This is a genomic window from Treponema denticola (genome assembly GCF_024400535.1).
In the GTDB taxonomy this organism is placed as follows: Bacteria; Spirochaetota; Spirochaetia; order Treponematales; family Treponemataceae; genus Treponema_B; species Treponema_B denticola_C.
In genome coordinates, this window is record NZ_CP038800.1 from 704,108 (window position 1) to 716,429 (window position 12,322).

Here is a 12,322-nt window from a genome sequence, read left to right on the forward strand (position 1 = left end):
CCCTGCGGTTAAATAAAAAAATCTTAAAGAGATTGAAATATCTAAAAGACTATGTTATAATGGACACTAATGATAGAAAAACGCTGCAAACACACTGATAACACCAAATACAAACATTCTCACCAAAAAAATGCGAAAAGTGAAGTAAAGCACTTGACACGCAGCAGTGGACCTGACACAATTTTTAGCAACAAGCAACAAGCAACAAGCAACAAGCAACAAGCAACAAGCAACAAGCAACAAGCAACAAGCAACAAGCAACAAGCAACAAGCGATAAAGCGGCATAAGCTCCCGCTCCGCACTCAAACAAATTCACAGCTAAATACAAATTTTCTCACAGTAAACCGCACGCACAAGAGCGAATCCCTATCCTTGTGCGTTTTTTACATTACACATTCAATAAAACCGCAAGGCACGCAGAGAGCGCAGAGGATGATTAAGGAAGCCATTACAAAGACACCCTTGAAAACCTTTGCGAAGTTGAGCTTTGCTCAACGCTTTGCGTGCTCCGCGGTTAAATTAAAAAATATAAGGAGAGCAGTATGTTGAAATATTGTTTGCGTGAGAATCTTCTCACACCGGACGAAAACGACTATATGGCTCAAACAGCCGATGTGCGCTCGTTTTCTTTAGACGAAATCATTGACCTTATGATGGAAAAAGGTTCGACTCTTACCAAGGCGGACACAAAGGCTGCCTTGCAAGTTTACGGAGAGGTAGTAAGTGCCCTTATCAAAGACGGAGCGGCCGTCAACACTCCGCTGATGAATACCTCTTTAAGCATATCGGGCGTATTTATCGGGGCAACCGACAGCTTCGACAAAAAACGGCATTCGGTAAACTTAAATCTTACGGCAGGACCGCTTCTTAAAGATGCTGCAGCCAAAATCAAGTGCGAAAAAACCGAAGCGGCGGATACAAACCCCTACATTACCGAAGTAACCGACATAGTAACGGGTAAGGTAAACGAGGTACTGACCGCAGGAGGAATCATACAGCTGGTAGGAAGCCGCCTCAAGTTCGATGCCAAAGATACCGCTCAAGGCATCTTCTTTGTGCCCGAAACGGGAGCCCCCGTACGCGCTGCGGTCATTGCCGAAAACAAGCCCGCCCGCCTTATGGCAATAATCCCTGCCGATTTGGCGGCAGGTACCTACTACATCGAAGTGCGTACAAAAATACTGGAAGGCAACAAATCCGGTAAAACAGTTAAAACCGGAAGGTTTAATAAAGCCTTGACTGTTGCTGCATAATCAGCCGATGCGTTGAAGCATACTTCGAGTGAGTCTCGAAGCATCGTTCTAGGATGGCTCGAAGCATAAGTCGACGCAGCCTCGAAGCATCGTTCGAGGATATCTCGAAAGGTAATTCGAGAACGCCGCACCTTTTGTGCGGATAATCTAAATGTCCTGGATTGGGACTAATTCAATCCAAAAGTACAGAATACCCCGAAACTTTGAACCGTCCGGGATTCTTAAGGGCAGAGCCCTTAAGCAGCGCGGGAAAAAGAGGGGGTTATAGGGGGAGAAAAAACCCTGCTCTGAACGGGGTGTTTTCTCCCCCTAATTAAGGAGATTATAGAATGAAACAAAGTAATTCGCGTTGGGCAGTAAATCTTACTGCATTGGTATTGGCAGCAGGTCTGCTGATGGGATTATTTACGGGATGTTTTGGTCTAATGGGTCCTAAAAATGATGATACCGGTATTTTTTATGTCAGTTCGGAAGGAATCATATATGGCTATAAGTGCAAAAAAGAAGAACTTCCTGCCAATCTGGTAATACCCGATAAAATAGGGAATCAGGTTATTACCGAAATAGGCTTTTATGCTTTTTCAGACTGTACGGGTTTAACCGAGGTAAAACTGCCTGCAAGCCTTACCAAAATAGGCGACAGTGCTTTTAAAGGCTGTACGGGCTTAACAAGTATAGACCTATCCGGCTGCACAAGTCTTACCGAAATAGACTCTTTTGCTTTTGAAGGCTGTACCGGCTTAACCGAGGTAAAACTTCCTGCAAGCCTTACTGCAATAAGCGGTTTTTCAGGCTGTACCGGCTTAACAAGTATAGACCTATCCGGCTGCACAAGTCTTACCAAAATAGGCTCTTTTGCTTTTAAAGGCTGTACCGGCTTAACCGAGGTAAAGCTGCCTGCAAGCCTTACTGCAATAAGCGGTTTTTCAGGCTGTACCGGCTTAACAAGTATAGACCTATCCGGCTGCACAAGCCTTACCAAAATAGGCTCTTCTGCTTTTGAAGGCTGTACGGGCTTAACCGAGGTAAAACTGCCTGCAAGCCTTACTGCAATAAGCGGTTTTTCCGGCTGTACGGGTTTAACAAGTATAGACCTATCCGGCTGCACAAGTCTTACCGAAATAGACTCTTTTGCTTTTAAAGGCTGTACCGGCTTAACCGAGGTAAAGCTGCCTGCAAGCCTTACAGGAATAGGCAACAGTGCTTTTAAAGACTGCCCCATCGAAACGCTTTATATAAACTGCAATATCGAAGATTCAATTATCAACAATCTTACAAAAGAGGCTTCTGTAAAAGAGCACTTAAAAAATCTTAAGCTGGGAGAGGAAGTTCGTACAATAGGCGGGGATGCTTTTAACGGCTGTACTGGTTTAACCGGCGAGCTGAAGCTGCCTGCAAGCCTTACTAAAATAGGATACTCTGCTTTTGAAGGCTGTACTGGTTTAACCGAGGTAAAACTGCCTGCAAGCCTTACCGAAATAGACTGGAGTGCTTTTGAAGGCTGTACCGGCTTAACAAGTATAGACCTATCCGGCTGCACAAGCCTTACCAAAATAGGCTCTTCTGCTTTTGAAGGCTGTACGGGCTTAACCGAGGTAAAACTGCCTGCAAGCCTTACTAAAATAGGAAAGAAGGCTTTTGACGGCTGTACAAATTTAAATAGGGCAGTATTTGCAAACACAACCGGTTGGGCTGTGTATGGTGAGTATAATGTTAAATATACCGACATAGACCAAAGCGATTTAGCCGATCCTGAAAAGGCTGCCAACTATTTACGCTACAGGTATACTGTGTATAACTGGAAGAAAAACTAAGATTAATTGGTAAGGTGTAGTGGGTAATTACAAATTACCCATTACACAATTGATTAAATATTAATTATAGGGCTAAAAGCCCAAAGGAGAAAACATGCTTAACATATTTGTATTAAAAGGTCTTTCCGACAGCGGTAAGACCACCACACTTAAACTGGTAGATGACTTATTAAACAAAAAATATAGTAATCCTAAACCTATTGATTCCAAATATAGTAACAATAAACCCAAAGATTTTTGGGTTATATACGATCTTAATGTAAACGGAAAAATGATACGAGTAGGTTTAGAAACAGGAGGCGATGATTACAGGTATGTTCGTAAGGATAGGGACACATTTTTATCGCACAATTGCGAAATTATTTTTTGTGCTTGTCATCCGTCGGGAAAAACCTTACAAGAGGTTAATGAATATAAAAATCACGGCGGTACGGTTACATTTATAGAAACCATAAGGGAACCCGATAAAACAAAAAGCGATGCAAAAAATAAAGCCGACGCACTAAAATTAATCCAAATAGCAGGACTATAGCCTTAGTCTCTATCATTTTTTATTCTGGTCTTGCCTAAAAAACTTGTAATTTTTCTTGTACTGGTGTATAATCTTACTATCAAATTATTAGAAGTTTTTATAGGAGTATGCTTATGAAGAACAGCAAATTTTTTAAAGCCGTTGGCTTTGTTGTGATCGTTCTCATCCTGAGTGCCGCCTTTACAGGATGTGAAACCGAATCCCATGATGTAAGCGGCCAGTATGCGGGAATTGAGGCAAATGCCCCTGCAAACCAAGTCGATATTCTTCTTTTTAACGACTTTCACGGAAACGTTGCAGAAGATACCCGTCCCGGAAAGGGAAAGAATGCCGGTATGGCTAAGATGATAGGCTATGTCCGCACTGCCGGAATGGAAAATCCTAACACCATCGTGGTTGCAGGAGGCGATAACTATCAGGGAACAGCCATATCCAATCTTACCTATGGAGCTCCCGTTTCGGCTATGATGAGGGCTATGGATGTAAAAGTCTGTGCCGTAGGTAACCATGAATTTGACTGGGGTTCAAACCGCATGACAAAGTGGCAAAAGGACGGAAACTTTACCTTCTTGGCTGCGAACATTGTCGAAAAGAAGACGGGAAAGCCTGTGTCCTGGGCAAAACCCTATGCAATCATCAAAAAAGGAAACTACAAGATTGCCTTTATCGGCTTGGCTCATCCCGATACGGCCGTGTTGACAAGCGCTGAACATGTAAGCGGTTTGGAATTTACCGATCCGGTAAAAACAGGCCAAGAATGGGTAAACTATCTATTGGCAGGAAAGGCTAAAGAAGGCAAGCCCGATGCAATTATCGCCTTAACCCACATCGACTCATTCCAAGAAGATGGGCAAATCAGCGGAAATGCAGTTAAACTTACCGAAATTAAGGGCTTGGATGCTGTTCTTTCGGCTCACAGTCATCGAACAGTTTCAGGAAATGTAAACGGTATTCCCATACTTCAAGCCTATTGTTACGGCAGGGCTGTAGGTAAACTCAGCATCACCTTCGGAAGCGAGAACAAGATTGCAAAGATTGAATCGGCAGTCGATGAAATTTACAAGCACAAAGATTCTCTTATCGAGGATGAAAAAGGCAAGGCTCTCTTTGCAAAATATGACACGGAACTGAAACCTATTATGGGTGAAGTAATCGGTGTTGCCGAGGGCGAGTTTACCCATGAAAGAAGCGAGAAGGGAAGCAATACCCTTTTGGGTGCATGGGCAGCTGAAGTTCAACGCCAATTGGGAAAGGCCGATATAGCCATTCAAAACGGAGGAGGCTTACGACGAACCCTTGCAGCAGGCAATATCACCGTAGGCGACCTTTATGAGATCATGCCCTTTGATAATTATCTCGTTGTTTTCGATCTTCCCGGTTCTGAGATTAAAAAGGCAATCGATCACGGTATAATGAATCCTAATATCACCGACGGTCAGTTTGCAGGTTTAAGGGTAGAATATGACGGTAGAAAGCCTTTTGAAAACAGAATCACAAAGATTACTCTTATGGATGGAACACCCCTTGATATGAATAAAAAATATAGGGTTGTTGTAAACAGCTTTATGTTTACGGGAGGAGATTCCTACGATTTTAGCAAGGCAACAAATTCTGCCGAAAGCGTATCTATAAGAGATGCTCTCATTGATGCCATTAAAAAGGCTAAAACAATTAAACCCATACCTGTCGATTATATTAAAGATATAAGCAAATAACAGGATTCGATTATAAAAGCGGTGTAGAAAAACTTTCTCGCCGCTTTTTATTAAAGGGAGCCTCTAAAAACTGATGTTTTTAGAGGCTTCTAAGTAAAGATGAACGGAACCGGACATGAAGCGTATTTTCCTTTTTATTGTAAGCCTCTTATTTTTTAATTTATATGCAGAAGACACAGGGCAAACTTCCTCTGAAAATTTATCTCAAGATATGGAGAAGAAGTATGATGGCTTAAGCAGTTATTATAGTACCTATATAAATGCTCCCGAAAGTCAGGTCGTTAAGGCTAAAGTTATCGAAATCGTTTATGACGATACAAAGGAAAACCGCCCCGATATTCCGATAGAGTCGGACTTCCGTTATCAGCATTTAAAGATAAAAATTTTAACAGGAAAGCATAGGGATGAGGTTTATACAATCCGGAATACTATAGAGCTCGCCATTCCTTATAAGCTTATTTTTAAGGTAAACGAAAAGCTCATCTTACAGCTTGATGAGGATGAAACAGGGAAGGTAAACAACTTGCGCATTTATGAGAGGGCAAGGGACTATAAGGTCTATGCTCTTATTTTTATTTTTGCAGCGGTTTTAATTTTTGTCGGTAAAAAAAACGGTCTAAAGGCTCTTATCTCCCTAGGGCTTACCATAGGCCTGATATTCGGCATTTTTCTTCCCCTTATCCTTCAAGGTCATAATCCTATTCTTTGGGCTATTATAATTTGCAGTCTTGCCTCCGTCATTACTCTTTTTATTATTTCGGGGAGGAATAATAAAACCTATACGGCTATTTTGGGAACTATAGGCGGGGTTATTATAGCAGGCCTTTTTGCCTTTGTTGCAGGAAAAATTCTAAGACTTTCAGGTTTGGGAAACGAAGATGCTCAAATGTTAGCCTTTGTTCCGCAGTACCGTAAAATAGATTATCAGGGACTTTTATTTGCCGGCATTATGATAGGCTCCCTCGGAGCCGTTATGGATGTAGCTATGTCTATTTCTTCATCGATGTGGGAGATTGTAGCTGTAAGCCCTAAGATACCGAATAAGCAGCTTATAAAATCGGGGATGAATATAGGGCGGGATATTATAGGCTCAATGTCCAATACGCTTATTTTAGCCTATGTTAGTACATCGATTCCCGTGCTTTTACTCTTTATCATTTTTTCGCACGGGTTTACCGAAATCATAAATTTGGAAATTTTATCGGCCGAGATATTGCGTGCCGTCTCCGGAAGTATAGGTTTAATCTGTACGATTCCCATAACCGTCAACTTAGTAAATATTTTTAGAAAGAACTAAAAAAGGTTTTTAGTGTGAGGTACTGTGAGGCATGGAATCTTTTATTTGAAGTACCGCTTCATACTATGATGACAAGTTTTTTACTTTTTATAATGTTTTTTTACCATTTCAAAAAGCTGCTTTTTGTTAAAGGGCTTTTTTATTATATCGTTTAATCCCATAGATTCGCATAGGTTTCTTTCATTGTCTTGAGAACCCGCAGTACATGCGATAATAGGTTTTGAGTATCCCTTTTCCCTCAAGATTTGCGTAGCCTCATATCCGTTTATTCCGGGCATCTGTATATCCATAAATATAATATCAAATAGCTCGCCCGATGCCTTATCTATAGCTTCTTCTCCGTCATTTGCCGTGCTTACAATACAGTGGGCTTTTTCCAAGATAATTTTTAATAATTTTTGGTTTACAGGATGATCGTCTACAACTAAAATCTTACAGCCGAAAAAGTTATCTTCATTTGGAATATGCACATTTTCATTTTGTTGACCTTGGCTCCCTGCTTCAACCGGCTCCAATTCCGAAATGTCATCATTTTCCGAAGACGATGCGAATTTTCTATAGAGGTCGTTAATCAGATGAAAGACTATTCGTGATTTTAAGGGCTTATAAAGATAGCCGTCAAACCACTCTAAAAGTTTCATCTTTGCATCTCTTCCGAGGCTGCCTTCAGGAATCATCAAAAAGAGTTTTGAGGTTGAAAGATTTTCGTCATTGTGAATTTCGGCTCCAAGGCGCCATCCGTCCATCTTAGGCATAACCATATCTATAAATACCACATTGAAAGGATTTTTATGTTCGGCGGCTGTTTTCATAACTCCTATTGCCTGTTCTCCGGAACTGACCAAGGCTATGTCTTGAAAACCGAATTTAAAAAGCATTCTCTTTAAAATAGTTCTGGTTTGCATATTATCGTCGACTATTAAAAATCTGGTACTCTTATCCAATAGGGTGCTTTCATGAGGAGCTTTTCTTTTTGAAGGAATCAAGGGTACCTTAAACCAAAAAACAGAACCGCAGGGAATATTATCTTTTATTCCTATTTGTCCATTCATCATAGTTATAATATTTTTAGAAATTGCCAAGCCTAATCCCGTACCGCCATACTTTCTATTGATAGAGGCATTTCCCTGATAAAAGGACTCGAATATTTTTGATTTTTGTTCTGCATTTACTCCTATACCCGTATCTGCAACTTCACAAAGGATGGAGAAGTGTTTTTCCGTATCGGTATTGTTTGGGTTGTTTTCAAACACAGGTTTGACTGAAACTGAAACATAGCCTTTTTCAGTAAACTTAACTGCATTTTTTACGAAGTTTAAAAGAACTTGCTGCAGTCTTGCCGGATCGCCGTATATAAAGTCGGGAATTTTATCGTTTATGTCTACAACTATTTCAAGGCCCTTTTTGTGGGCTTCCATCGAAATTAAATCTACAGTCTGCTCAACGGAATCGGTTAAGTTAAAAACCGTTTTTTCCATCGTCATATTCCCGCTTTCAAGTTTTGAAAAATCCAAAATATCGTTTACAAGCGCAAGTAAAACTTCAGCGCTAAAGTTGACTTGACGGGTGTATTCACTTTGTTCTTCATCTAAGTTTGTATCTTTTATAAGCTCCATCATGCCTATTATAGTTTGGATAGGAGTTCTTATTTCATGGCTTACATTGGCCAAAAAAAGGCTTCTCATGTTGTTTGCTTTTTCGGCATCCTGTTTTGCAATTATTAAAGATTGTTCTTTTAGTTTTTGTTTGGTAATGTCATCGATGGTTACAAAAAAAGTACCGTCATCTTGTTGGGTAGAGCTGAACTTTAAAGTAGTTTTGTCCGAAGGTCCTGAGGGCCTGTCGAATTTTGCTTCAAAAGCTGCCGTTTTTGGGTTGTTTTTTATAAATACGGAAAACCGGATAAAGTCCTCTTCAGATAAAATTTTTCTTACATAGTCGTATATCTGTACTTTTGTATTTTTAATCAAATAGTCGGGTAAAAGCCTTTCCGCTTCAGGGCTCCAAAAAAGCGGAATATAATCGGGAGAAAAAATTATATAAGCTATATTTGACTCGTTTAAATATTTCCCCAGCCGGAAATTTGAAATATTTTTGTTAAATAGAGGCACCCAGAACTTCCTCCATCTTGCGTAAAACCGTTTCTTTTTTTATGGGTTTTAATATGTATCTTTTAGCACCCTTTTCCAGGGCTTTGATAACGGTATCTCTTTGAGTGACGGAAGATAGAATAACAAACGGAGTTGTAATTCCCTTCTTTTTTGCTTCATTTAAAACATCTATACCGCTCATTCCCGGCATAATCATATCTAAAAAAATAACATCATAAACATCATTTTCTACTTTATTTAAAAAATCTTCTCCGTTTTCAAATAGATCTACTTCGGCATTTAAGCACGAAAAAATAGCAGTCATCATTTTGCGGATCACTAAATCATCATCTACTACAGCTATGGAAAGACTTTCGACCGTGTCCAGTTTAAAACGGGTTTCAAGATTGCCTACGTTTTCATTGCGCTCATTATCGGCATTAAGCATTGTTTGAGCTACAGCTCTCTTATCTTCTGTTGTTTGTAAAAGAGCTGAAAGAGCCTGCCCAAGGCTTCCTACAACTTCAATCATATTATAGTCGGGGTTTTGTGAAAAGAAGTCTTTTACAAATTGATTGAGAGTAAGAAGCTTTACATTTTTAGGAGAAACTACCTTTACAGCTAGGATATTATCTATCAAATATTCCAAGTTAGCCGTATCGGCATAGGTTAAATTTAAATCGGTCAATATAATTAAAATTTTAGCTTCATTAAGTTTATAGGACTCAATGAGTTCTATAATTCTAAATTGAAGCAGCTCAAGTTTATCTCTGTTTAAACCTTGTGCCAATTCTATAAATATAACGTCCTCATTTACCCGCGTTTCCAAAATACAGGGTGTGGGATCTATGGGAAATGTTGTCCCTAAAATGATGCCTATTGAGGATAAAAGTTCATCAACTCTTACAGGCTTTGAAATTACTTTTTTTACGCCATATGAGGCTAATAAAGCTATGTCTACTTTGGCTATTTTTCTTCCCAATACTATTGAAGGTATTCCTGCAAGGGTAGGAGCTTTTTGCTTTTCTGCAAAAAAATTAAATAAGGCATCTCTGCTAAAACTATAATCTACTATTACAAGCATGACAGGCTGCTGCTTCATAATATTCATGGCTTCTATAACTGTTTCGGCATAAATAACATAAATGCCGACTTCTTGTAATTTTTTTGTAATATAATATCGTAAAGTGGGGGCTATCCCTATCAATAAAACTTGTTTCATGTTATGATTATATCATATTAGAATAATCTTATCTAGTTGTTCACAACTTGGTTGTCTTGTAAAATTGGAGGAATTAATGAAAAAAGCTTTTTTATTTTTAGCAAACGGATTTGAAGATGTTGAAGCCCTTACGCCCATAGATTATTTGAGAAGAGCCGGTATAGATTTAATTACTGTCGGCGTCGGAGGGAAGACTATAGTTTCTTCTCACAAGGTTCCTATAGGCTGCGATATTGTATTGGAAGAAGCCTTGCAAATGGATGGCGATTTAATTGCCGTCATCCTTCCCGGCGGTCTTCCTAACAGCAGCACTCTTGCAGGCTCAGAGGCTGTTAGAGAATTTGCAAAAAAGACCCTTGCAGGCGGAGGAATTGTCGCTGCTATCTGTGCGGCTCCTGCCCTTGCCCTGGGCTCTTGGGGGCTTTTAGATGGAAAACATTATACCTGCTACCCCGGTATGGGTCAGGATTTGAAGACAAAGCCTAAGGCCGGAGAGCGTGTTATCAGAGACGGAAATATAATAACGGCCTGCGCAGCAGGAGCGGCAGAAGAATTTGCCTTTGCAATTGTAGAAGCTGTTTGCGGGAAAACCGCATTAAATAAACTTAAAACTGAGGTGGTGGCACGATAATGGAAAAACTTGCAGATTGGTTTGAAAACGAAACTTTTTGGGCTGAATATGCTCCGATTATGTTTGATACGCAGAGGTGGGCTGAGGCTCCTACCGTTGCGGAATCTATCTTAAGGATAATAGGCGTTCCTGTGGATAATGCAGGGATTTCAATCTTGGATGCGGGCTGCGGTCCGGGAAGGATTGCCATCGAGCTTGCGATAAGAAAGGCTAAGGTTACGGGCATCGACTTAATCCGCCCCTTTTTAAATGCGGCTATGGATTCGGCCCAAGATGAGAGCGTCGACATAGAGCTTATTCAAGGAGATTTGCGTAAATTTGTCCGCCCTGAAGCCTTTGATGCGGCTATCAGCATGTATACGAGCTTCGGCTATTGCAGCACAATCGAAGAAGATATGCAAATCTTAAAAAACATAGCCCAATCCATAAAACCTAACGGCTGGTTTATTCTCGAAATGACCGGCCGTGAAATTGCAGTGCGGGATTTTACCGAAGGCGAATGGTTTGAGCGGGGCGGTTTTACGGTCTTAACCGAATATTCCGTCGAAGGTGCTTGGGAAGGTTTACGCTCCCGCTGGATTCTTTATGATGAGCAGGGCAGAAAGGCCGATCACACCTATGTTCAGCGTCTTTATTCCGCAGTGGAGTTAAAAAGGCTTATGTTGGCAGCCGGCTTTTCTTCGGTAGAAATATACGGCGATTTTGATTTTTCGCCCTATAACGAAAAGGCGAGAACGATGGTTCTCATAGCAAGAAAATAGCTTTATTCGTGCGGAGGGTTTAATACCCCGACGCTTGCGTCGTAACAAAGGGTATTAAAGCCGACTGCAACCACCTTATGAGAACAACAACCCCGATGCTTGCGTCGGGGTTGTTGATTTTTCTATAAAAATACTGTTATTTCTTTTTATAAAATACTTGTAAATTGCCTCAATTGTTGATATATTGTATTTTGTAAATTTTAGTTGACTCGAAATAAGGAGTTTTGATATGGAAAATAACGGTATTGACGGTATTGTTTTATATGAAGATGCAGATCATAAATTTATATGGCTGGGCTCGGAGAGCAAACAGAGAAAGGGTGCTGTGCAGACAATGCAGTACCTTATTATAGACAGGGGGCGGGGCGTTCTTCTTGACCCGGGCGGAGTACATCTTTTTTCCAGAGTTGTTACTGCTGTAAGCCGCTTTATTTCCGTGGATAAAATCGATACTATTTTCTTTTCACATCAAGACCCCGATGTTTCTTCGGGTATAGCTTTATGGCTGGGCATTACCAAGGCGAAAATATATATTTCTTCGCTTTGGGTTCGATTTATGCCTCACTTCGGTATAGTCGATCTTTCGAGAATAGTTCCGATACCTGACAAAGGGATGAGTATATCGCTTCCCTCAGGCTCGAATATGAGGTGTATTCCTTCACATTTTATGCATTCTCCCGGACAGTTCGGTTTATATGATGAGCGCTCCCGTATTCTTTTTAGCGGGGATATAGGAGCCGCCGTTTTTGATGATGACGATGAACCTTCCTTTGTAGAAGATTTTGAAAAGCACATTCCTTTGATTGAAGGCTTTCATGTCAGGTATATGGCTTCCAATAAGATTGTCAGCAAATGGGTTGAAACGATACGCCGTTTAAAGCCGGTTATGATAGCTCCGCAGCATGGCGCAATATATAAGGATGAGCAGGTAAATAATTTTTTAAATTGGCTTTCCGGTTTAAAATGCGGTACGGATTATATCGAAAACCTATTCTAATGGGAGATT

Annotated in this window: 11 protein-coding genes; 9 read left to right on the plus strand and 2 right to left on the minus strand. The window is 40.4% G+C overall.

Going from position 1 to position 12,322, the window contains the following annotated elements:
• Positions 1-69: 69 nt before the first annotated feature.
• The 6 genes from E4N78_RS03205 (at position 70) to E4N78_RS03230 (ending at position 6,612) form a co-directional block, all read left to right on the plus strand.
• Positions 70-288: a hypothetical protein gene (locus E4N78_RS03205; protein WP_255811630.1), complete on the plus strand. Its 219-nt coding sequence runs from the start codon at positions 70-72 to the stop codon at positions 286-288.
• A 255-nt stretch (positions 289-543) separates the two neighbouring features.
• Positions 544-1,254: a DNA-binding domain-containing protein gene (locus E4N78_RS03210; RefSeq protein ID WP_255811631.1), complete on the plus strand. Its 711-nt coding sequence runs from the start codon at positions 544-546 to the stop codon at positions 1,252-1,254.
• 329 nt (positions 1,255-1,583) lie between these two features.
• Positions 1,584-3,068: a leucine-rich repeat domain-containing protein gene (locus tag E4N78_RS03215; RefSeq protein WP_255811632.1), complete on the plus strand. Its 1,485-nt coding sequence runs from the start codon at positions 1,584-1,586 to the stop codon at positions 3,066-3,068.
• Between the two features lie 94 nt (positions 3,069-3,162).
• Positions 3,163-3,600 (plus strand): hypothetical protein, encoded by a 438-nt coding sequence (locus E4N78_RS03220; RefSeq protein WP_255811633.1) that lies wholly within the window; start codon positions 3,163-3,165, stop codon positions 3,598-3,600.
• Between the two features lie 113 nt (positions 3,601-3,713).
• Positions 3,714-5,315 carry a 5'-nucleotidase C-terminal domain-containing protein gene (locus tag E4N78_RS03225; RefSeq protein WP_255811634.1) on the plus strand — a complete coding sequence of 534 codons (1,602 nt, stop codon included), beginning with the start codon at positions 3,714-3,716 and terminating at the stop codon, positions 5,313-5,315.
• 115 nt (positions 5,316-5,430) lie between these two features.
• Entirely contained in the window at positions 5,431-6,612 is a 1,182-nt protein-coding gene (locus E4N78_RS03230; RefSeq protein WP_255811635.1) for a YibE/F family protein, read from the plus strand.
• Between the two features lie 80 nt (positions 6,613-6,692).
• Here E4N78_RS03230 and E4N78_RS03235 read toward each other — a convergent pair whose 3' ends face one another.
• Entirely contained in the window at positions 6,693-8,723 is a 2,031-nt protein-coding gene (locus E4N78_RS03235; protein WP_255811636.1) for a response regulator, read from the minus strand.
• The gene (locus E4N78_RS03240) at positions 8,710-9,924 is read right to left on the minus strand and encodes a response regulator (RefSeq protein WP_255811637.1); all 1,215 of its coding nucleotides are present in this window, start codon (positions 9,922-9,924) and stop codon (positions 8,710-8,712) included. The genes E4N78_RS03235 and E4N78_RS03240 overlap by 14 nt, the downstream gene beginning before the upstream one ends.
• A 76-nt stretch (positions 9,925-10,000) precedes the next feature.
• Between E4N78_RS03240 and E4N78_RS03245 the strand changes: the two genes are divergently transcribed.
• The 3 genes from E4N78_RS03245 to E4N78_RS03255 all read left to right on the plus strand — a co-directional run bounded on the left by E4N78_RS03245 (position 10,001) and on the right by E4N78_RS03255 (position 12,313).
• Positions 10,001-10,555 (plus strand): DJ-1 family glyoxalase III, encoded by a 555-nt coding sequence (locus E4N78_RS03245; protein ID WP_255811638.1) that lies wholly within the window; start codon positions 10,001-10,003, stop codon positions 10,553-10,555.
• Positions 10,555-11,316, plus strand: coding sequence for a class I SAM-dependent methyltransferase (locus tag E4N78_RS03250; RefSeq protein WP_255811639.1), 762 nt, complete (start codon positions 10,555-10,557; stop codon positions 11,314-11,316). The genes E4N78_RS03245 and E4N78_RS03250 overlap by 1 nt, the downstream gene beginning before the upstream one ends.
• 229 nt (positions 11,317-11,545) lie before the next feature.
• Entirely contained in the window at positions 11,546-12,313 is a 768-nt protein-coding gene (locus tag E4N78_RS03255; protein ID WP_255811640.1) for an oxygen-binding di-iron domain-containing protein, read from the plus strand.
• The last annotated feature ends 9 nt before the right edge of the window (positions 12,314-12,322 follow it).